The organism is Bacillus cereus group sp. MYBK5-2 (genome assembly GCF_051915685.1).
Classification (GTDB): domain Bacteria; phylum Bacillota; class Bacilli; order Bacillales; family Bacillaceae_G; genus Bacillus_A; species Bacillus_A cereus.
Genome location: NZ_JBQAFE010000021.1, coordinates 1 through 21562 on the forward strand (window position 1 = coordinate 1; position 21562 = coordinate 21562).

Below are 21562 nucleotides of genomic sequence, written 5' to 3' on the forward strand. Positions count from 1 at the left end.
TTAGTATAATAGAAGCTTTGTAACAAAAGAAAAGGAAGGGAGAATGAAAGATATGAAAGAGCAAGTATTACAAGTAACAAAAGGTGACTTCGTAGGATCAGCAAGTGGAGCGGTAGTATTAACAGCATTAATCGTATTTTTATCAAGTGTATTAGTATAATAGAAGTTTTAAATCAAACAAAAAAGGAAGGAGAATGAGGGATATGAACAGTGAACAAGTGTTTCAAGTAACAAAAACAGATTTATTAGGATCCTTAGGTGGAGCGGTAATATTAACATCATTTATTCTATTCCTTGCAAATGTATTAGTATGAGATATATAAATACAATCATTCAAAAAAAATAAAGACTCTAACGTATTAGTAAGTAGTTAATATGTTGGAGTCTTTTTTATATTCTTCTTATATCCCCTCAAGTATTAAAGTTACCTCATTATCCAGCATGCATGGCTAATTAAACGTTGCGGTTGAAACTTGATTCAACGAATAATCAAAAATCCACTGAATAAAATCCCGCTTTATTTCAAAGAGAAAAAAGTCGAATTTTATATGTAAGAAAAAAAGAGGAATTTGACAGAAAAGATAGAAAATTTTAAAGGTCAGAATTTGTTAGCTTGCTAACTAATTTCTATTAATTAACGTTGGAAGCGTTTTCGGTTGGTTTTAAGTATGGACCATTTAATCTATTTACAGGGGGATGAAGATATTATGAAACAAAAATCTATGGATACGCTAGCTGCACAAATGGAGGACTTTTTTCCAGTACGTGATGTAGATCATTTGGAATTTTACGTAGGGAATGCAAAGCAATCGAGTTATTATCTTGCGAGAGCGTTCGGATTCAAAATTGTGGCTTACTCTGGATTAGAAACTGGAAACCGTGAAAAGGTATCTTATGTTCTTGTGCAAAAAAATATGCGTTTCGTTGTGTCTGGAGCTTTAAGTAGTGAAAATCGTATTGCAGAGTTTGTAAAGACTCATGGTGATGGCGTGAAGGATGTGGCACTACTTGTTGATGATGTTGATAAAGCATACTCAGAAGCAGTGAAACGTGGTGCCGTCGCAATTGCTCCACCGCAGGAATTAACAGATGAGGACGGTACATTGAAAAAAGCAGTTATTGGTACGTATGGTGATACAATTCATACGCTTGTAGAGCGTAAAAATTATAAAGGGGCATTTATGCCAGGATTCCAAAAGGTAGAATTTAATATTCCATTTGAAGAGTCTGGTTTAATTGCTGTTGATCATGTAGTTGGTAATGTTGAAAAAATGGAAGAGTGGGTTAGTTATTACGAGAATGTTATGGGCTTTAAACAAATGATTCATTTTGATGATGACGATATTAGTACAGAGTATTCGGCGTTAATGTCGAAAGTTATGACGAATGGAAGTCGTATTAAGTTTCCTATTAACGAACCAGCAGATGGAAAGAGAAAGTCACAAATTCAAGAGTATCTAGAATTCTATAATGGAGCTGGTGTACAACATCTTGCTTTATTAACAAGTGATATTGTTAAAACAGTTGAAGCGCTTCGTGCAAATGGGGTGGAGTTTTTAGATACACCTGATACTTATTATGATGAGTTAACTGCACGAGTTGGAAAAATCGATGAAGAAATTGATAAGTTAAAAGAATTAAAGATTTTAGTAGATCGTGATGATGAAGGTTACTTACTACAAATCTTTACGAAACCAATTGTAGATCGCCCGACTTTATTTATTGAAATCATTCAACGTAAAGGTTCTCGTGGATTTGGTGAAGGAAACTTTAAAGCGTTATTCGAATCAATTGAAAGAGAACAAGAGCGTCGCGGAAACTTATAAGATTTGTATCCACCAGCAAAAGTCCCTTTGCTGGTGGAAATTTCATTTTTATAAGGAGGAATCAGGATGAAATTTGTTACATTTCGTCTTCCTTCAAAAGAACTACGGGCTGGATGGCTTGAAGGTGACAAAGTAATAGATATGAATCTTGCTAGTGAAGGGAAAATCCCTTCTTCTATGATTGCTTTTTTAGAGAAAGCGGATGAGTATGTAGAAGTAGTGCGGAATATTAAGAATCCAAATAAGGGTATATATGCTTTAGAAGAAGTACAATTGACAGCTGCTCTTCCTAATCCGAGTAGTATTCGAGATTTTTACGCATTTGAACAACATGTAAAAACAGCTCGCGGACGAAGAGGATTAGATGTTGTGCCTGAATGGTATGATATTCCGGTTTTTTATTTTACTAATCATCGTGCTGTAATTGGTTCCAGTGATTTTGTAATTGGTCCGAAAAAGTCTAAAAAGCTTGATTATGAGTTGGAGATTGCTTGCGTAATAGGAAGAGAAGGGCGAAATATTTCTCGTGAGCAAGCAGAGGAATATATTTTTGGTTATTGTATTATGAACGACTGGAGTGCGAGAGACTTACAAGCAACAGAAATGAAAGTAGGTCTCGGTCCAGCGAAAGGAAAAGACTTTGCAACTTCTTTAGGAGCACATCTTGTTACGAAAGAGGAATTAGACGTTTATCGTAATGGTGATCGATATAATTTAGAAATGACTGCTCATGTAAATGGAAAACTATTATCAAAAGGAAACTTCCAAGATATTTACTATACATTTGCTGAAATGATTGAACGTGCTTCAGAGGACGTTACGTTATATCCAGGAGATGTGATTGGTTCTGGGACAGTAGGAACAGGATGTATTTTAGAACTGGGTACAGAAGAGTGGCTACAAGATGGAGATGTTGTAGAACTGTCGATTACTGGTTTAGGTACACTACGTAATACGATCAAAAAAGAAAAGGAAGCGGGTGATGGGCATGTTTTATCGTCACATGGGAGAACTACCTCATAAACGACATGTACAATTTCGTAAAAAAGATGGATCGCTTTATCGTGAACAGGTAATGGGAACAAAAGGTTTTTCTGGTACGCAGTCTATTTTGTATCATCATTATATGCCGACAGAAGTAGGTCATTCTGCATTATCGCATTCTTGTCAGTTGCAGTATGAAGAGGATGTTGCTCTTTCTCATCGCCACTTTCGAACGAAAGAAAGTAAAAAAAGTGGTGATGCAATAAGTGGACGGAATTTCATACTTGGAAATGAAGATTTATTAATTGGAGTAGTGAGTCCAACAGAAAAAATGGATTATTTCTATCGTAATGGTGATGGCGACGAAATGTTATTTGTTCATTATGGAACAGGGAAAATTGAAACGATGTTTGGAACGATTCACTATAGAAAAGGCGACTATGTAACGATTCCAATTGGAACGATTTATCGTGTTATTCCAGATGAAGGAGAGACTAAGTTTCTTGTTGTAGAGGCGAATAGCCAAATTACAACGCCGCGTCGTTATCGAAATGAATACGGACAATTGTTAGAGCATAGTCCGTTTTGTGAAAGAGATCTTCGTGGTCCAGAAAAATTAGAGACATATGATGAAAAAGGCGAGTTTGTCGTAATGACAAAATCAAGAGGCTATATGCATAAACATGTTTTAGGACACCACCCGTTAGATGTTGTGGGATGGGATGGCTATTTATATCCGTGGGTATTTAATGTAGAGGATTTTGAACCAATTACAGGGCGCATTCATCAGCCACCGCCAGTACATCAAACATTTGAAGGACATAATTTTGTTATTTGCTCTTTCGTACCACGTTTATACGATTATCATCCAGAGTCAATTCCGGCACCATATTATCATAGTAATGTTAATAGTGATGAAGTTCTTTACTATGTAGAAGGAAACTTTATGAGTCGCAAAGGTGTGGAAGAAGGTTCTATTACACTTCATCCGAGCGGGATTCCCCATGGACCGCATCCGGGGAAAACAGAGGCAAGTATAGGGAAGAAAGAGACGCTTGAATTAGCTGTTATGATAGACACATTCCGTCCGCTTCGTATTGTAAAACAAGCACATGAAACAGAAGATGAAAAGTATATGTATAGCTGGATTGAACAAGGTTCATATACTGTGAAATAAGTAAAAAAGGCATGCTCTCAATAAGGGGGCATGCCTTTTTCACGGAATCGACATGTATAATAATACCAAAAAAATAATGGAAAGATATATAGAAAGAATAATAAGGATTGTGCATATTCAGAAGAATTTCTACTTGTTTCGACAAAAGTATTGACTAGGAAAAGCGTAATGAGTAAAATAAAAAAGCGAATTAAAAATTTTCAGAAAATTTAAAACTTGGAGGAGTGAAAGATGAAGCAAATTTTTCAAAAGAAGCCAATTGCAAAGTTAATGCAAGAAAGTAAGCAAAAAACGTTAGCAAGAACATTGGGCGCGCTAGATTTAACTATGCTTGGAATCGGAGCAATTGTTGGAACTGGTATTTTTGTTCTAACGGGTGTTGTGGCAGCGAAACATTCTGGGCCAGCTATTATATTATCATTTGCGATTGCCGCTCTAGCTTGTGCCTTTGCTGCATTTTGTTATGCTGAATTTGCTTCTTCAGTTCCTGTCTCGGGCAGTGTGTATACGTATACATACGCGACGATGGGGGAAGTATTCGCATTTTTAATTGGCTGGGACTTAATGCTGGAATATTTACTTGCTACATCTGCTGTAGCGAACGGTTGGTCTGCATATTTTCAATCTTTATTAAAGGGGTTTGGAATTCATATTCCGACTATTCTCTCCTCGGCTCCTGGTACAGGTAAGGGTGGAATAATTGATCTACCTGCAGTTCTAATTATTTTAGTGATGACAGTTCTTTTATCTAGGGGTGTTCGTGAAAGTGCACGAGTAAATAACATTATGGTATTTATTAAAATAGCAGTTGTTCTTATTTTTATCTTTGCTGGTTTTAATTATGTGAAACCTGAAAACTGGACGCCTTTTATGCCATTTGGTTTAGATGGTGTAATGGCTGGAGCGGCTACAGTATTCTTCGCATTTATAGGATTTGATGCAGTTTCAACAGCGGCAGAAGAAGTGAAACGTCCGCAACGTGATTTACCAATTGGTATTATTGCATCGTTATTAATTTGTACAGTTCTTTATATCGTTGTGTCGCTTATTTTGACAGGAATTGTTCCATACGGACAGCTAAATATATCAGATCCAGTTGCTTTTGCACTTCAATTTATTGGACAAGATGGTTTAGCGGGGGTAATTTCAGTAGGAGCAATTACAGGAATTACAACAGTAATGCTAGTTATGATGTATGGGCAAGTTCGTGTTTCTTATGCGATGAGCCGAGATGGTTTACTACCGAAGCGTCTTGCTAAAGTTCATCCAAAATTTAAAACACCATTTTTAAATACATGGACAACGGGGATTATTGCGGCACTGATTTCAGGATTAATAGATTTAAATGTTTTAGCACATCTTGTAAATATGGGGACATTGTCAGCATTTGCACTCGTAGCTGTTGCGGTAATCGTAATGAGAAGAACTCATCCAGACTTACCAAGGGCATTTAAGGCTCCGCTTGTACCATTTTTACCAGCATTAACAGTGATCTTCTGTTTATACTTAATGCTTCAATTATCAGGGACAGCATGGATTAGTTTTGGGATATGGATGGTTATTGGTATAGCGGTTTACTTCTTATATAGCCGAAAACATAGTGCTTTAAATAATAGTAAAAAAGAAGAAGATGTTGCAAATTTATAAGCGAAAAAATCCATTCTAATTCTGTTAGAATGGATTTTTTTATTTGAAAATTTACATTTTTCTGAACTTATTATAAGATAATTGTTGGCTAACTAAAGGGGTGAAATGATGAAAAATACGTGGCGTGAGTTAAGGGAGATGGACCGTAACGTATGGATTCGATTTATTGGAGAGACGTTAAATGGAATTGCAATGATGATGTTAATGCCTTTTTTTGCATTATATTTAAAAGATAAGGTAGATTCGTTGTTGGAAGTTGGGGTTATTATGGCGCTTTCTCCAATTGCTGCAAGTTTTGGATCACTTATAGGAGGGAGAATTGCTGACATATATGGAAGAAAGCCTATTATGATATTTTCTATGGCAAGTAATGCATTATTAATGCTCGGTTTTCTATTTATAGAAGGATTTATTCCATATGCAATTTTATCTATTTTTTTAGGGTTGAGTAATTCTTTATTTCATCCAGCTGCATCAGCTATGGTCGCGGATGTAACGGCACCAGAAAAAAGAACAGAGGCATATGGTTTATTACGAATGGGACACAATATAGGTGCTGCGATTGGTCCGATAATGGGAGCATCAGTAGTTGTGTTGTCAAAGAAACTTGTGTTTATTATTGCCTCTTCTACAATGCTATTTTATGCGTTACTTGTATTACTTCTTATTCAAGAGACGATGCCAAAAAGGACAGATAAGGAAGAACATAAAGAAAAGGAAGCTGGGGCAGTTTGGAAAATTGTAATGCGAGATAAGGTATTAATGATTTACTTATTAGCAGGCATTATCATTTCGATGGGGTTTTCTCAAACCGAAGGCATGTTGCCACTACATTTTGATAATGAAATGAAGCGTATTTTTGGAACGAACAATCCATATCCATATTTAATGGCGTTAAACGGACTATTAGTTGTTTTATTCCAGTTTCAAATTTCAAAATGGGCTACGGATAAACCGGTCGGGAAGACGATGTTATATGGTGCATGTTTATTCGGGATTGGATTATTTTTTATAGGGTGGTTACCGAAGTGGTTTGGAGAATTTAATACAAATGCTACAATTATTTTAATAATACTACTGTTCGTTTATGCTATATATACGTTAGGTGAGATGATTATGTCGCCTGTACAGATGACATTTGTAGCAAATTTGGCCCCTGAGCATTTGAGAGGGACTTATATGGGAGCTGCAAGTTTGCAGTGGATTACAGGAAGCGCATTTGGTCCACTTTTGGGCGGTTTTTTATTAGATCGATTACTTGGTCACTTTCTATTTACAATTTTAGCTGTAGGATGTGTAGTTGCAGGTATTGTATATGTTTCTTTAGATCGCCTTGTGGAGCAAAGGCAAAAAGACACACTAACCAAACAATCTTCTTAGTGAATAGGTGACATACACAAAAAAGGGGATTTCTACATATTTTAGGTACATAACTAGATTAGATTGCCATTTTATTTTGTGTAGTTATATAGAAAATGAAATGAAAAACCAATAAGTGATGTTATTTAATTATTTATGGAAGTTACATTTTATTTCAAATAGGAACTACCTATTTTTATAAAAAGTGCTAAAATAGAAAAATGAAAACAATTGGTTAGGGTGATTTCATTGACGAAAATTAAATTAGGTTTATTATATGGTGGAAAATCAGCTGAGCATCAAGTTTCGCTACAGACGGCTCTTGCTGCTATTAAAGCGTTAAATCAAGATAAATTCGAGATTCATCCAATTTATATTACAGAACAAGGTCAATGGGTACGCGGTGAGCGTATTGAAGGCGAAGTAACAGATGTTGAAGCTTTAAAAATGAGCGGTGCAGAAAATGCGATTTCTCCGTTATCATTAAGTACAGAAATTATCCCATCTGCAGCTTCTGAGGAGAACGCTATTGACGTTATTTTCCCATTACTACATGGACCAAACGGTGAAGATGGAACGGTTCAAGGACTATTAGAATTAATGAATATCCCTTATGTAGGAAATGGTGTTCTAGCATCATCTGCTGGTATGGATAAAGTTGTTATGAAAAACATCTTTGCAGAGGCTGGTTTAAAACAAGCAAAATATGCATCCTTCATTCGTAGTGCATGGGAAAAAAATCGTGAGGAAGCTTATTCTAAAGTAGAAGATAAGTTAGGATATCCTTGCTTCGTAAAACCAGCGAACCTTGGTTCAAGTGTTGGTATTAATAAGTGTAAAAATCGTGAAGAACTTGAGGATGCATTTGTAGAGGCATTCCAATTTGATCGCAAAATTATTGTAGAAGAAAATATTGTAGGTCGTGAAGTAGAAGTTGGGGTACTAGGTAATGATGAGCCGAAATGTTCAGTTGTAGGTGAAATCGTTCCGAAAAAGGACTTCTATGATTATAAGTCGAAATATATCGATGGTGATACGGCGCTAATTATTCCAGCTGAAATGACAGAAGAAGAATCTAATGTAATTAAGCGTGATGCGATTATTGCATTCCAATCATTAGACGGTGCAGGTTTAACGCGAGCTGATTTCTTCTTAACGAAAGATGGAGAAGTGTATATTAACGAAGTAAACACAATGCCAGGATTTACACCGTTCAGTATGTTCCCTCTATTATGGCAACATACTGGGTTACCGTATCCAGAATTAATCGAAGAGCTAATTCGTTTAGCGATTGAACGTCACGAAGAAAAACAAAAAATTAAATATACAATCTAACAAAAAAGGAGGAAGCACTATTCATAGGAATAGTGCTTCCTCTATGTAAGGAGCGTTTATATATGATAAAGCGAATGTTAAAGCAAGTGGAACAGATGGTAAATGGTACTGAATTAGCAGAGCAATATGAGGGAATTACTATTCAAGGCGTGTCTATTGATACGAGAAAAATTGAAAAAGGAAACTTGTATGTTCCGATTCAAGGGGAGCGCTTCGATGGACATGCTTTTGTAGATAAAGCTGTTGAAAATGGAGCTGTGGCTACATTATGGATGAAAGATGTAGCGAATCCACCTGAGAATCTTCCGGTTATTTTTGTAGAAGACACGCTATCGGCATTGCAAATGTTAGCGAAAAACTATCGCGATCAATTGGATGTTAAAGTTGTAGGTGTAACGGGTAGTAACGGTAAAACATCTACGAAAGATATTGTAACAAGTCTTCTTGCGACTAAATTCAAAGTGCAAAAAACAGAAGGGAACTTCAATAATCATATCGGATTACCTCTTACCATTTTAAACTTAGAAGAAAATACAGAAGTAGCAGTATTAGAGATGGGTATGTCAAGCCGAGGCGAAATTGAATTCTTATCTAAGTTAGCTCGTCCTAATGCAGCTATCATTACAAATATTGGTGAGGCACATTTAATGGATTTAGGATCTCGTGAGGCAATTGCTGAGGCGAAATTAGAAATTGTTACAGGATTACAAGAAGGTGGCGTGTTCGTATATAACGGAGATGAGCCTTTATTAACGAATCGTGTTCCTGGAATGAATTTAGCAGCAGAAACGGTTACGTTTGGTGATGCAAGAGCAAACGATTATTATCCAACGACTGTAACATTACAAGCAACTGGGACACATTTCAAAATGAATAGAGATGAAAATATTTCATTCTACTTACCGGTGTTAGGAAAACATAATGTGTATAATACACTTGCTTCAATGGCAATTGCGAAACATTTTGGTGTAACGTGGGAAGAGATGAAAGAAGGTTTAGTAACACTTCAAATGACGGGCATGCGTATGGAAATTGTGAAAACAAATAGTGGTTTAACAATTATCAACGATGCTTATAATGCAAGCCCGACGGCTATGGAAGCAGCATTCCATTTAATGAATGGTTTAGATGGTTTTGCTAAAAAAATCGTTGTGCTCGGTGATATGTTAGAACTTGGAGATCAAGAAGTACAGTTCCATTATGAGGTAGGAAAATTAATTGATCCAGCAAAAATCTCACATGTATTCACATACGGTAGATTAGGGGCTCAAATTGCTGAAGGAGCGAAAATTAATTTCCCTAATGAACGTGTAAAGGCGTATGATAATAAAGAAGAGTTAGTAAAAGATTTACAAGCAGTAGTCGATGTGAAAGATGTTGTATTAATAAAAGCATCTCGCGGTATGAAATTAGAAGAAGTAATTACGATGTTGAAATAATTGGTGTATATAAATAGGGATGATAGTTACGAAAATAGAAGAAACTTATAATAAGCGCTTACAGTAAATATAAAAAAATAAAAGTGAAGAAAAAAACTCTGAATATGAAAATAAGGTAACAGTTGGGTTTGCTTTTTACACATACAAAACTTATAATTGATAAAGTGTAATAACGTTTAGAAGTATTTTCGTGAAGAATATACGCCCGTTTATATACGTGAGCATTCAGGAAAAGGGCTTTTCCGCAAATTCGGAAAACGCCTTTTTTTAAATGATAAGTATAGGATAGAAAAGGAGAAGTAACATTGACAACATTTCGAGAATTAGGATTAAGTGATTCTTTACTGCAATCTGTTGAAAGTATGGGCTTTGAAGAGGCTACACCAATTCAAGCTGAAACAATTCCACATGCATTGCAAGGTAAAGATATTATTGGGCAAGCGCAAACAGGTACAGGGAAAACAGCAGCATTCGGATTACCACTATTAGATAAAGTGGATACACATAAAGAATCGGTTCAAGGTATTGTTATCGCGCCAACGCGTGAATTAGCAATTCAAGTTGGAGAAGAATTATACAAAATTGGTAAGCATAAACGCGTTCGTATTTTACCAATTTATGGTGGTCAAGATATTAACCGCCAAATTCGTGCTCTAAAAAAACACCCACACATTATTGTTGGTACGCCGGGTCGTATTTTAGATCATATTAACCGTAAAACACTTCGTCTGCAAAACGTAGAGACAGTTGTTCTTGACGAAGCGGATGAAATGTTAAACATGGGCTTCATTGAAGACATTGAAGCAATTTTAACAGATGTGCCAGAAACACATCAAACATTACTATTCTCAGCGACAATGCCGGATCCAATCCGCCGTATTGCTGAGCGTTTCATGACTGAGCCTCAACACATTAAAGTAAAAGCAAAAGAAGTAACAATGCCAAACATTCAGCAGTTCTATTTAGAAGTGCAAGAAAAGAAAAAGTTTGACGTGTTAACACGCTTATTAGATATTCAATCTCCAGAGCTTGCAATCGTATTCGGTCGTACAAAGCGTCGTGTTGATGAATTATCAGAAGCATTAAACTTACGTGGTTATGCTGCAGAAGGTATTCACGGTGATTTAACTCAGGCGAAACGTATGTCTGTATTACGTAAATTTAAAGAAGGTTCTATTGAAGTTCTTGTTGCAACAGACGTTGCTGCACGTGGTCTTGATATTTCAGGCGTAACGCACGTATATAACTTCGATATTCCACAAGATCCAGAATCATACGTTCACCGTATCGGTCGTACTGGTCGTGCAGGTAAAAAAGGTATTGCAATGCTATTTGTAACACCACGTGAATCAGGACAATTAAAAAATATCGAGCGTACAACAAAACGTAAAATGGACCGTATGGATGCACCGACACTTGACGAGGCATTAGAAGGTCAACAACGTTTAATCGCTGAAAAGCTTCAAAGCACAATTGAAAATGAAAACTTAGCATACTACAAGCGTATTGCAGAAGAAATGTTAGAAGAAAATGACTCTGTAACAGTAGTAGCTGCTGCTTTAAAAATGATGACTAAAGAGCCGGATACAACTCCGATCGCTTTAACATCAGAACCACCTGTTGTTTCAAGAGGCGGCGGTTCTAAAAAACGCGGCGGTAACGGAGGCGGATACCGTGATGGTAACCGTAATCGTAGTCGTGATGCACGCGGCGGTGGCGATGGACGTAATCGTGACCGTAACCGTGATGGACGTAATCGTGACGGAAACCGTGATCGCAATCGTGATGGTAACCGCGATCGTAATCGTGATGGTGGTAGTCGTGGTCGTAGAGGTGAAGGCCAAGGTCGCCCTGGTTCTTCAAATGGACGCGGCGAAAGAAAACATCATAGCCGTCCACAAGCTTAATAAAAAAAGAGAATGCCCTTTGCGGGCATTCTCTTTTTTTATTTCTATAATTGTGCATACTACATAATAGTTATGATAGAAAAGGGGCTGTTATATGCTTGTAAGGCTTGGTTACGTTGCGATGAGTGTACATTTGAAGAATGCATCTCCATCTCAAACGATGACGTATGCACAGTTTCAGAAATTAGATGATCGTGATGCTGCAATTCGTAAGCTTGAAAGAATTGCTAATTCCAATTTAGAAAATTGTTTACGTTTATTAAAGCATAATAAAGGACATGACATATCTTTTTTTCGGCTCAGTTCAAAGCTCATTCCTTTAGCGAATCATGAGGAATTGCTAGAGTGGAACTATATTCGTCCGTTAAAAGAAAATTTAAAAAAACTAGGTGAATATGCAGTTCATATGAATATGAGAATTGATTTCCATCCAGATCATTTTGTTGTACTAAATTCACCTGAGGAGAGTGTTTTTAAACAATCTGTAAAAACATTGCAGATGCACAAAAAATTATTAAAAGGCATGGGGATTGAACATAAGCAACGATGTGTACTGCATGTTGGAGGAGGATATAAAGATAAAGAACTTGCATTAGAGCGCTTTATAGAGAATTGGTCGAATGTCCCAAGGGGTATTCAAGAAATGATTATATTAGAAAATGATGATACAACCTTTACGTTAGAGGAAACATTATATTTAGGAGAAAAATTAGATATTCCCGTCGTATTTGACTTGCATCACCATATGATGAATAATGAGCAAGAAGATTGGTATGAAGATTGGGCACGTGTTGTTCATACGTGGGAAACGTCTTTGTTGCCGATTAAAATGCATATCTCTAGCCCTAGAGAGGGAAAAGATCCAAGAGCTCATGCAGATTATATTAATGTAGACGCATTTTTATCTTTTTTAAGAAGGATAAAGGGAAGTGTTCCGCAAATTGATTGTATGATTGAGGCGAAGATGAAGGATGAGTCTTTATTTCAATTAATGAGAGATTTAAGTGAACAAGTAGATGTAGAAATTATCGATGGTGCAAGCTTTTATATTAAATAAGCTTTGCACCATCGTTTTTTTTTGTTAAAAAAGGGGTTAAAATGCCACCGGTTATTAAACCTGTTAAATGACTGATCGGATTGGCAGAAGGGTTAAAGAAAGTAAATAGCAGTAATAGAAGTATCATAATTGAGAAAATGGCAATTTCTTTTGGTTTTGAAGAGCGGTATCGATTGTACAATAAAAATAACTGTGCACCTAATAGTCCGAAAATACCACCTGATGCACCTGCGTGAATATATTCAAGCGGCATAATAATATAAGAAGAAATATTTCCAGAAATTCCAGAGAGAAAAAATAGAATAAAAAAAGAAAAGTGTCCGAGTTGCTTTTCGATAGAAGAACCAAGAGCAAACAAAAAAATACTATTAGAAAGAAAATGTTGTAAGTCTACGTGTACGAGAAGAGAAGTTATGACACGCCACCATTCTCCTTTCGCGATATATTCATTAGAGGCTGCCAGTGGTAAGAGAAAAAAGTCGCCTAATATCATCATGACTAAATGAATAAGCAGTAAGGTAAGAATAGTCGGTTGTAAAGAAATATGAGTGGATCTTATTAGCATACGGTTACTATCACCCCTTTTGCATCAGAAAGATTCTCTGTTATTCTTATCAATATGAAAGAAGAAAGTTAAATAGAAGAAGGGGATTTCGAAATGATTATAGGGATTGGTATCGATATTATTGAATTAAATCGTATTGAAAAAATGCTAGATGGAAAGCTTAAATTTATGGAACGTATTTTAACGGAAAATGAACGTAATGTTGCTATGGAGCTGAAAGGAAGTCGCCTTACAGAGTTTGTAGCTGGAAGGTTTGCAGCGAAAGAGGCGTATTCAAAAGCTGTAGGTACTGGTATCGGAAAAGAAGTGAGTTTTTTAGATGTTGAAGTGAAAAATGATGAAAGAGGTAAGCCAATTCTGATTACAAGTACAGAGCATATTGTTCATTTATCAATTAGTCATAGTAAGGAATTTGCTGTTGCTCAAGTTGTTTTAGAAAGCTCGTCACGCTAGTCTGCATATTTTATATCTTTGTCTCATATATTTGAGGTAGCGATAAGGAAGGTACATCTTCCATTCATTTATAGGGGCAAAGGGGCTGAATTGATGAAAAGGCGTCTGTTTTTAGTTCTTGTCGGTTTGTTGACCGTTTTTGTGTTGGCGGGTTGTATGGAAAAGAAGCAAGATGATGTCGTGAGAGATTTAGAATCAAAAGTAAAAGGGATGAAAAGTTATCAAGCTGAGGCAAAATTATCTATTAAAACAGGCAATGAGCCTCAAGAGTATAACGTAGAGATTTGGCATAAGGAACCGTCTTTTTATCGTGTGAATTTAAAAAATGCAAAAAAAGATCAGAGCCAAATTATTTTGAGAAATGAAGAAGGTGTATTTGTATTAACGCCAGCGCTTAATAAGAGCTTCCGTTTTCAAAGTGATTGGCCGCAAAATAGTAGCCAGGCTTATTTATATGAATCACTTGTAAGAGATATTTTGCAGGACAAGAAAAACCTTACTTTTGAGAAAACAGATAAGTATTATATTTTTAAAACAAAAACAAACTATCAACATCAAAATATGTTGCCGAGACAAGAGATTACATTGAATAAGAGCGACTTGACTCCAGTTTCAGTGAAGTTAATGGATAATGATCAAAATGTTCTTGTGAAAGTAGATTTCTCTAAAGTGAAATTCGATGCGAAATTTGATAAAGGTGCATTTGATACGAAACAAAATATGTCTAGAGCGCAGGTAGATGTTCAAACAACAGCGAAAGAAGACAAACCGTTTGCTATTTTGTATCCACTTGATACACCACAAGGTATGACTCTGCAAGATGAAAAAGAGTTGAAGACAGACAGTGGCAAGCGTGCGATACTCACATACACTGGAAATAAGAAATCCTTTACTTTAATACAAGAAAAGGCAAAAGTTGCAGAGGCATCATCAGCGGTAAGTGTAAGTGGAGAACCAGTTGATCTTGGGTTTACGATTGGTGCATTAACAAAAGACTCTGTAACGTGGTCGCATAACGGAGTAGAATATATGCTCGTGTCTAAAGGTTTAGAGCCGAAGGAGCTGTTAATGGTTGCTCGTTCAGTTACAGCGAAGCAGGTGAAGTAAACTTCTTAGACGTGGTGATATATGTGCACCACGTCTTTTCTTAGTTTGAAGGTGGATTTCATAAAAGAAGCATATAAAAGAATAAGCTTCGCATATCGTGTATAAGGAAGTGTATTTATGGAAGAAGCACCATTTTACCGTGACACTTGGGTGGAAGTGGATTTAGATGCCATTTATAACAACGTTACACATATTAAAGAGTTCATCCCAAGTAATGTAGAGATTTTTGCTGTAGTTAAAGCAAACGCATATGGGCACGATTATGTACCGGTGGCTAAAACGGCATTAGAAGCAGGTGCAACAAGGTTAGCTGTTGCTTTTTTAGATGAGGCTTTAGTGCTTCGGAGGGCTGGTATTACTGAGCCGATTTTAGTATTAGGTCCCTCGCCGCCGCGTGATGTAAATGTAGCTGCTGAAAATGATGTAGCGCTAACTGTTTTTCAAAAAGAATGGGTGGACGAAGCAATTAAACTTTGGGATGGTTCATCTGTAATGAAATTCCATATTAACTTTGATAGTGGTATGGGGAGAATTGGAATACGTGAAAGAAAAGAGCTAAAAGAATTTTTAAAGAGTTTAGAGGGTGCACCGTTTTTAGAGTTAGAAGGAGTATACACGCATTTTGCAACGGCAGATGAGGTTGAGACTTCGTATTTTGATAAGCAATATAACACGTTCTTAGAGCAGTTAAGTTGGTTGAAAGAATTCGGAGTGGATCCTAAGTTTGTTCATACAGCTAATAGTGCTGCGACGTTACGTTTTCAAGGGATTACATTTAATGCAGTGCGAATTGGGATTGCAATGTATGGATTATCTCCTTCTGTAGAAATACGTCCTTTTTTACCATTTGAATTAGAACCGGCGCTATCACTTCATACGAAAGTCGCTCATATTAAACAGGTAATTAAAGGTGATGGAATTAGTTATAATGTCACCTACCGAACGAAAACTGAAGAATGGATTGCGACTGTAGCGATTGGCTATGCAGATGGGTGGCTTAGAAGGTTACAAGGATTTGAAGTGCTTATAAATGGTAAAAGGGTACCGATTGTAGGGCGAGTAACAATGGATCAGTTCATGATTCATCTTCCTTGTGAAGTGCCACTTGGTACGAAAGTTACGCTTATTGGAAGGCAAGGAGATGAGTATATTAGCGCTACAGAGGTTGCGGAATACTCAGGGACTATTAATTATGAAATTATTGCAACGATCAGTTTCCGTGTCCCAAGAATATTTATACGGAATGGTAAGGTTGTAGAGATAATTAATTACTTGAACAATATATAGAAGGTAGTATGATTGCTTCTTGTCATTGGGGTGACTGTTCATTGCTGGATAATAAGCTCTTTTTGATGAGAAGCTTTTTACTTATAATCATTTTTTATATAAGTTGCACGTAAGTTTTGAAGAGGAGTTCTATTGTTTTTAGTGAGTTATGAGATAAAAAATTTAAGAAGATGAATGTTTTGTTTGTGAATTGGAAAACATAAGCAAGGAATAAGGAAGTCTTTGCAACAGGCTCCATACAATGGTATTATTACAATAGGTGTCATATATATATTTGGGTGTGTAGTTGACGGTGGAGGTGTATTTTTGTGTCCGAATCAAGTGTAACTACTGAAATCGTGGTTCGGTTGCCAAAGCAAATGGTAACGGAATTGGACGGAATTGGAAAACAAGAGAATAAGAATCGCCATGAACTAATTTGCCAGGCAACACAATTGTTATTGCGTCAACATAAGACGAAGAAACGCTACCAACATGAATCAATGCGACGTGGGTACATTGAAATGGGAAAAATTAATCTTGGTATTGCATCTGAAGCTTTCTTAGCAGAGTATGAAGCAGCTCATACAGTAGAACGCTTAGTTAGCGGGGGGTAATATTTTGATTGTAAAACGCGGCGACGTGTATTTTGCAGACCTTTCCCCAGTTGTTGGTTCTGAGCAAGGAGGCGTTCGTCCGGTTCTTGTCATTCAAAATGACATCGGAAATCGTTTTAGTCCAACGGTGATTGTAGCGGCTATTACTGCACAGATTCAAAAAGCGAAATTACCCACTCATGTGGAAATTGATGCGAAAAAGTATGGTTTTGAGAGAGATTCTGTTATTTTACTTGAGCAGATTCGAACAATCGATAAGCAACGCTTAACGGACAAAATCACTCATTTGGATGAAGTGATGATGAGTCGTGTAGATGAAGCGTTACAAATTAGTTTAGGACTAATAGATTTTTAAATCGGCAGTTTAAGTTGCTCTCTTTGAAGGGCAACTTTTTTTATTATAGAGGAGGTTACGGTTGTATATGGAAATGGTAGATAATCGACAAGCGTTAATGAAAATGTTAGTGAAAGAATTAGGCTTTACCGAAAAGCAAGTTCGTCATGTTATTCAATTAACAGAAGAAGGTAACACAGTTCCATTTATTGCTCGTTACCGAAAAGAATGGACAGGCTCTTTAGATGAGGTGCAAATTCGTACGATTTTAGAGAGATGGCAATATATGATGCAACTTGAAGATAGGAAGGAAGAAGTTCTTCGTCTTATTGATGAGAAGGGGAAACTGACAGAAGAGCTACGACAGCAAATTGTTAAAGCTACAAAGTTGCAAGAAGTAGAAGATCTATATCGTCCATATAAAGAGAAAAGAAGAACGAAAGCGACAATTGCTAAAGAAAAAGGATTAGAACCATTAGCTGAATGGTTATTGTTATATAAGAAAGAAGATCCGGCTAAAAAGGCAGTGGAATTTATTAATGTAGAGAAAGAAGTGCAATCTGCAGAAGAAGCTTTACAAGGTGCACAAGACATTATTGCAGAAATGGTTTCAGATGAAGCTGCGTATCGTAGTTGGATTCGAAATGTTACTTTTAGAAAAGGTGTTATGTCTTCGTCCGTGAAAGATGAAGAAAAAGATGAAAAGAATATATATGAAATGTATTACAGTTATGAAGAACCATTGCAAAAAGTAGTACCACATCGTGTATTAGCAATGAATCGTGGCGAGAAAGAAGATATATTGAGAGTTGCTGTTGTTCCGCCAGTAGATGAGATAGTAACCTTCTTAAATAAGAAAGTAATTCGTGATAACGATTCGAAAAGTGCACATTATGTACAATTAGCGATTGAAGATGGTTATAAACGATTAATTCAATCTTCAATCGAAAGAGAGATTCGTAAAGAATTAACAGAAACAGCTGAAGAACAAGCAATACATATTTTCTCTGAGAACTTACGTAACTTATTATTACAACCTCCGATGAAAGGGAAAGTCGTGCTAGCGGTAGATCCGGCATATAGAACTGGTTGTAAATTGTCTGTAGTAGATGATACGGGGAAAGTACTACATATCGATGTTATTTATCCGCATCCACCTGTTCGTAAATATGAGGATGCAAAAACGAAAGTTCTTTCTATTATAGATAAATATCAAGTTGAAATGATTGCAATTGGTAATGGGACAGCATCTAGAGAAACAGAAGAGTTTATAGTAGATGTATTACAAAGTGTGAACCGAGATGTCTTTTATATTATTGTAAATGAAGCGGGTGCTAGTGTATATTCAGCTTCTGATTTAGCCCGTGAGGAATTCCCAAATTTACAAGTTGAAGAGAGAAGTGCCGTTTCTATTGGGAGACGTCTGCAAGATCCACTTGCTGAACTTGTGAAAATTGATCCTAAATCAGTTGGGGTTGGACAATACCAACATGATGTATCTCAAAAGAGACTGAATGAGTCATTAACATTTGTAGTAGAAACAGCTGTTAACCAAGTTGGGGTTAATGTAAATACGGCTTCGGTTGCATTGTTACAATATGTTTCAGGTTTATCGAAAACTGTTGCGAAAAATATTGTAGCAAAGAGAGAAGAAGATGGGAAATTCACGAAGCGCACGGAATTAAAGAAAATCCCACGTTTAGGTGCAAAGACTTATGAACAATGTATAGGTTTCTTACGTATACTAGAAGGAGCGAATCCATTAGATCGAACAGGTATTCATCCAGAGCAATATAAAAATGTTGAATTGTTATTGAAGAGTCTAGGGTTATCGATAGATGACGTAGGACAACCGCAATTACAAAAGAGATTGGAAGAAGTAGAGATTTCTAAGTTATCTCAAGAAACAGGAGTTGGGGAGCCGACGTTAGTTGATATTATAGATGCGCTTATTAGTCCTGAACGAGATATGAGGGATGAGTTGCCTAAACCACTTTTGAAAAAAGGGATTTTGAAATTAGAAGATTTAAAACGTGGTATGGAACTAGAAGGAACAGTTCGTAACGTTGTTGATTTTGGTGCTTTTGTTGATGTTGGTGTAAAGCAAGATGGTTTAGTACATATTTCTAAACTTAGCAAACAGTTTGTAAAGCATCCGTTAGATGTTGTATCAGTAGGGCAAATTGTAAAAGTATGGGTAGATGATATTGATACAAAAAAAGGACGCGTTGCACTATCTATGTTGCCGATTGAATAGTAAGAGAAGAGAGCAGATGAAACTGCTCTTTTTTTATGAAATAAAAAGTGTAATGGATTATGAGCTTTGATGTATTTTGCTATAATAAAACCAGCATTCATTTAATAACTTAATTTGATACCGGTTTTTTTCGAAATATGCACGTTGCATTTGTTTTTTTAGCCACGTAGGCATAGGAATCCCTCCTTGTTTAATCCTGCTCTCAAAAATCTAAAATGCTATTGATGAGAGGTTGGTGAGTGGATTTCTATTCATGTTTTGTTTTTAGAAACCACGCTTCTTACATGAGGATGGGTATATGTACTATTTAATATATGTATAAGAAGGGAGAAAAGTGTAAAAATATTTTTTTGTTTAGGAGGAATGAGAGTGGATGAGCAAGAAATTCAGCGACTAGTGGAAGAAGTGTCACTACAATACTTTGAGATGCCGTTCTTACATAAAGCGGTGTTTAATAATAGATTACGTACAACTGGTGGGCGTTATTTATTGAAGAGTCATAATATCGAACTGAATTATCGATATTACGAATTGTATGGTGAAGAAGAGTTAGTCGGGATTATTAAACATGAGCTTTGTCATTATCACTTACATATTGCAGGAAGAGGGTATAAGCACAGGGACAGGGATTTTCGTGAGTTGTTAAAGAAAGTTGATGCACCACGTTTTTGTAAACGAATGATTAATGAAGAGAAGGAAAAAAAGATTTATAAGTATGAATGTATGGAGTGTTCACTTCAATATGTAAGAAGGCGTCAAATAAATATAAAAAGTTATGTCTGTGGAAAGTGTAAAGGGAAACTCAAACCGATATCGAAAACATCTTGACAGTAAAAACGCAATCCAGTATATTATAAACATGTCACGTTTGAACAAGATGTTGTTAAAAACTTCTTGACTTACAGAGAGAATTTTTATAAGATACAAATTGTCTTCATTATTCCGCAGTAGCTCAGTGGTAGAGCTATCGGCTGTTAACCGATCGGTCGTAGGTTCGAGTCCTACCTGCGGAGCCATACAGAGAAGTACCCAAGTGGCTCAAGGGGCTCCCCTGCTAAGGGAGTAGATCGCTAACGCGGTGCGAGGGTTCGAATCCCTTCTTCTCTGCCATACATATTGGCCCGTTGGTCAAGTGGTTAAGACACCGCCCTTTCACGGCGGTAACACGGGTTCGAATCCCGTACGGGTCACCACTTCGGAGGATTAGCTCAGCTGGGAGAGCACCTGCCTTACAAGCAGGGGGTCGGCGGTTCGATCCCGTCATCCTCCACCATATAATTTTATATGAATAGTATTGTCGCGGGGTGGAGCAGCACGGTAGCTCGTCGGGCTCATAACCCGAAGGTCGCAGGTTCAAATCCTGTCCCCGCAACCAAATGGTCCCGTGGTGTAGTGGTTAACATGCCTGCCTGTCACGCAGGAGATCGCCGGTTCGACCCCGGTCGGGACCGCCATTTTAACTTCTGCTATATAGCAGTTGTTTTTTATTGGACATTATGTTACAATAACATTTGTCTTTGAAAAGAAGATAATTATTTCGATGGGCTATAGCCAAGCGGTAAGGCAACGGACTTTGACTCCGTCATGCGCTGGTTCGAATCCAGCTAGCCCAGCCATTTACGAGCCATTAGCTCAGTTGGTAGAGCATCTGACTTTTAATCAGAGGGTCGAAGGTTCGAGTCCTTCATGGCTCACTTTTGTTTTTTCCGCGCGGTCGTGGCGGAACGGCAGACGCGCTAGGTTGAGGGCCTAGTGGGGGAAACCCCGTGGAGGTTCAAGTCCTCTCGGCCGCATCAAAAAATTCTTAAAAAAGTGCTTGCATTTGAAAATGTAGTATGATAAGATAATTGAGTCGCCAAATTACAACGACGAAAAAACATCATGAATAAGCGCCCGTAGCTCAATTGGATAGAGCGTTTGACTACGGATCAAGAGGTTAGGGGTTCGACTCCTCTCGGGCGCGCCAATTACGGGAAGTGGCTCAGCTTGGTAGAGCACCTGGTTTGGGACCAGGGGGTCGCAGGTTCAAATCCTGTCTTCCCGACCACGCGGGTGTAGTTTAGTGGTAAAACAAGAGCCTTCCAAGCTCTGGTCGAGAGTTCGATTCTCTTCACCCGCTTTTAGTTCTTTGAAAACTGAACGAAACAAACAACGTGAAACGTCAATTTTTATTTTAGATGCTAGACAAACTAACTTTATTGGAGAGTTTGATCCTGGCTCAGGATGAACGCT

At 37.1% G+C, this 21562-nt stretch carries 20 protein-coding genes and 12 tRNA genes; 30 read left to right on the plus strand and 2 right to left on the minus strand.

Annotated features, from left to right (window positions below):
- The first annotated feature begins 43 nt into the window (after nucleotides 1-43).
- From ACTFP3_RS29435 to uvsE, 11 genes are all read left to right on the plus strand, one after another.
- On the plus strand, nucleotides 44-160 hold the full coding sequence (locus tag ACTFP3_RS29435) for a DUF3948 family protein (protein WP_000654250.1): 117 nt from the start codon (nucleotides 44-46) through the stop codon (nucleotides 158-160).
- 43 nt (nucleotides 161-203) lie between these two features.
- On the plus strand, nucleotides 204-314 hold the full coding sequence (locus ACTFP3_RS29440; protein ID WP_001083690.1) for a DUF3948 family protein: 111 nt from the start codon (nucleotides 204-206) through the stop codon (nucleotides 312-314).
- Between the two features lie 393 nt (nucleotides 315-707).
- Nucleotides 708-1826 (plus strand): 4-hydroxyphenylpyruvate dioxygenase, encoded by a 1119-nt coding sequence (hppD, locus tag ACTFP3_RS29445; RefSeq protein ID WP_000810922.1) that lies wholly within the window; start codon nucleotides 708-710, stop codon nucleotides 1824-1826.
- 66 nt (nucleotides 1827-1892) lie between these two features.
- A complete protein-coding gene (locus ACTFP3_RS29450; protein ID WP_000674004.1) occupies nucleotides 1893-2849 on the plus strand; it encodes a fumarylacetoacetate hydrolase family protein in 957 nt (318 codons plus the stop codon).
- Nucleotides 2815-3987, plus strand: coding sequence for a homogentisate 1,2-dioxygenase (locus tag ACTFP3_RS29455; RefSeq protein WP_013141710.1), 1173 nt, complete (start codon nucleotides 2815-2817; stop codon nucleotides 3985-3987). Before ACTFP3_RS29450 ends, ACTFP3_RS29455 begins: the two co-directional genes overlap by 35 nt.
- Nucleotides 3988-4218: 231 nt before the next feature.
- Nucleotides 4219-5634, plus strand: coding sequence for an amino acid permease (locus ACTFP3_RS29460; protein ID WP_000809361.1), 1416 nt, complete (start codon nucleotides 4219-4221; stop codon nucleotides 5632-5634).
- Between the two features lie 108 nt (nucleotides 5635-5742).
- Nucleotides 5743-7014 carry an MDR family MFS transporter gene (locus ACTFP3_RS29465; protein WP_440012035.1) on the plus strand — a complete coding sequence of 424 codons (1272 nt, stop codon included), beginning with the start codon at nucleotides 5743-5745 and terminating at the stop codon, nucleotides 7012-7014.
- Between the two features lie 228 nt (nucleotides 7015-7242).
- Complete coding sequence (locus ACTFP3_RS29470; RefSeq protein ID WP_000161427.1) at nucleotides 7243-8328, plus strand: D-alanine--D-alanine ligase; 1086 nt, start codon at nucleotides 7243-7245, stop codon at nucleotides 8326-8328.
- Nucleotides 8329-8390: 62 nt separating this feature from the next.
- Nucleotides 8391-9767 (plus strand): UDP-N-acetylmuramoyl-tripeptide--D-alanyl-D-alanine ligase, encoded by a 1377-nt coding sequence (gene murF, locus ACTFP3_RS29475; protein ID WP_000595957.1) that lies wholly within the window; start codon nucleotides 8391-8393, stop codon nucleotides 9765-9767.
- A 305-nt stretch (nucleotides 9768-10072) separates the two neighbouring features.
- Nucleotides 10073-11674: a DEAD/DEAH box helicase gene (locus ACTFP3_RS29480; RefSeq protein WP_000206585.1), complete on the plus strand. Its 1602-nt coding sequence runs from the start codon at nucleotides 10073-10075 to the stop codon at nucleotides 11672-11674.
- 94 nt (nucleotides 11675-11768) lie between these two features.
- Complete coding sequence (gene uvsE / locus ACTFP3_RS29485; protein WP_000961166.1) at nucleotides 11769-12731, plus strand: UV DNA damage repair endonuclease UvsE; 963 nt, start codon at nucleotides 11769-11771, stop codon at nucleotides 12729-12731.
- Here uvsE and ACTFP3_RS29490 read toward each other — a convergent pair.
- Nucleotides 12724-13296 (minus strand): rhomboid family intramembrane serine protease, encoded by a 573-nt coding sequence (locus tag ACTFP3_RS29490; RefSeq protein ID WP_000908523.1) that lies wholly within the window; start codon nucleotides 13294-13296, stop codon nucleotides 12724-12726. The genes uvsE and ACTFP3_RS29490 overlap by 8 nt on opposite strands.
- Nucleotides 13297-13389: 93 nt before the next feature.
- On the opposite strand from ACTFP3_RS29490, the gene acpS reads away from it, so the two are divergent.
- The 6 genes from acpS (at nucleotide 13390) to ACTFP3_RS29520 (ending at nucleotide 19330) form a co-directional block, all read left to right on the plus strand.
- The gene (gene acpS, locus ACTFP3_RS29495) at nucleotides 13390-13749 is read left to right on the plus strand and encodes a holo-ACP synthase (RefSeq protein ID WP_440012037.1); all 360 of its coding nucleotides are present in this window, start codon (nucleotides 13390-13392) and stop codon (nucleotides 13747-13749) included.
- 156 nt (nucleotides 13750-13905) lie between these two features.
- The gene (locus ACTFP3_RS29500; RefSeq protein WP_002004297.1) at nucleotides 13906-14856 is read left to right on the plus strand and encodes a LolA family protein; all 951 of its coding nucleotides are present in this window, start codon (nucleotides 13906-13908) and stop codon (nucleotides 14854-14856) included.
- Nucleotides 14857-14973: 117 nt separating this feature from the next.
- Nucleotides 14974-16143 carry an alanine racemase gene (alr, locus tag ACTFP3_RS29505; protein ID WP_000390615.1) on the plus strand — a complete coding sequence of 390 codons (1170 nt, stop codon included), beginning with the start codon at nucleotides 14974-14976 and terminating at the stop codon, nucleotides 16141-16143.
- A 308-nt stretch (nucleotides 16144-16451) separates the two neighbouring features.
- Nucleotides 16452-16739, plus strand: coding sequence for an antitoxin EndoAI (locus ACTFP3_RS29510; RefSeq protein ID WP_000004570.1), 288 nt, complete (start codon nucleotides 16452-16454; stop codon nucleotides 16737-16739).
- A 4-nt stretch (nucleotides 16740-16743) separates the two neighbouring features.
- Entirely contained in the window at nucleotides 16744-17094 is a 351-nt protein-coding gene (gene ndoA, locus ACTFP3_RS29515; RefSeq protein ID WP_000635965.1) for a type II toxin-antitoxin system endoribonuclease NdoA, read from the plus strand.
- Between the two features lie 67 nt (nucleotides 17095-17161).
- The gene (locus ACTFP3_RS29520) at nucleotides 17162-19330 is read left to right on the plus strand and encodes a Tex family protein (protein WP_440012039.1); all 2169 of its coding nucleotides are present in this window, start codon (nucleotides 17162-17164) and stop codon (nucleotides 19328-19330) included.
- A gap of 57 nt (nucleotides 19331-19387) precedes the next feature.
- Here ACTFP3_RS29520 and cmpA read toward each other — a convergent pair whose 3' ends face one another.
- Nucleotides 19388-19504 carry a cortex morphogenetic protein CmpA gene (gene cmpA, locus ACTFP3_RS29525; RefSeq protein ID WP_001143642.1) on the minus strand — a complete coding sequence of 39 codons (117 nt, stop codon included), beginning with the start codon at nucleotides 19502-19504 and terminating at the stop codon, nucleotides 19388-19390.
- A 195-nt stretch (nucleotides 19505-19699) separates the two neighbouring features.
- On the opposite strand from cmpA, the gene ACTFP3_RS29530 reads away from it, so the two are divergent.
- From ACTFP3_RS29530 to ACTFP3_RS29590, 13 genes are all read left to right on the plus strand, one after another.
- The gene (locus ACTFP3_RS29530; protein ID WP_440012041.1) at nucleotides 19700-20158 is read left to right on the plus strand and encodes a SprT family protein; all 459 of its coding nucleotides are present in this window, start codon (nucleotides 19700-19702) and stop codon (nucleotides 20156-20158) included.
- 113 nt (nucleotides 20159-20271) lie between these two features.
- A tRNA-Asn gene (locus ACTFP3_RS29535) sits at nucleotides 20272-20346 on the plus strand.
- A 3-nt stretch (nucleotides 20347-20349) separates the two neighbouring features.
- Nucleotides 20350-20440, plus strand: a tRNA-Ser gene (locus ACTFP3_RS29540).
- Between the two features lie 8 nt (nucleotides 20441-20448).
- Nucleotides 20449-20523: transfer RNA gene (locus tag ACTFP3_RS29545), tRNA-Glu, on the plus strand.
- A gap of 4 nt (nucleotides 20524-20527) precedes the next feature.
- Nucleotides 20528-20603, plus strand: a tRNA-Val gene (locus ACTFP3_RS29550).
- A 25-nt stretch (nucleotides 20604-20628) separates the two neighbouring features.
- Nucleotides 20629-20705: transfer RNA gene (locus ACTFP3_RS29555), tRNA-Met, on the plus strand.
- A gap of 3 nt (nucleotides 20706-20708) precedes the next feature.
- Nucleotides 20709-20784 (plus strand) — tRNA-Asp (locus tag ACTFP3_RS29560).
- Between the two features lie 87 nt (nucleotides 20785-20871).
- Nucleotides 20872-20946 (plus strand) — tRNA-Gln (locus tag ACTFP3_RS29565).
- A 5-nt stretch (nucleotides 20947-20951) separates the two neighbouring features.
- A tRNA-Lys gene (locus ACTFP3_RS29570) sits at nucleotides 20952-21024 on the plus strand.
- 16 nt (nucleotides 21025-21040) lie between these two features.
- A tRNA-Leu gene (locus tag ACTFP3_RS29575) sits at nucleotides 21041-21123 on the plus strand.
- Nucleotides 21124-21219: 96 nt separating this feature from the next.
- Nucleotides 21220-21296, plus strand: a tRNA-Arg gene (locus tag ACTFP3_RS29580).
- 4 nt (nucleotides 21297-21300) lie between these two features.
- A tRNA-Pro gene (locus tag ACTFP3_RS29585) sits at nucleotides 21301-21377 on the plus strand.
- Between the two features lies 1 nt (nucleotide 21378).
- Nucleotides 21379-21449 (plus strand) — tRNA-Gly (locus tag ACTFP3_RS29590).
- Nucleotides 21450-21562: the final 113 nt, after the last annotated feature.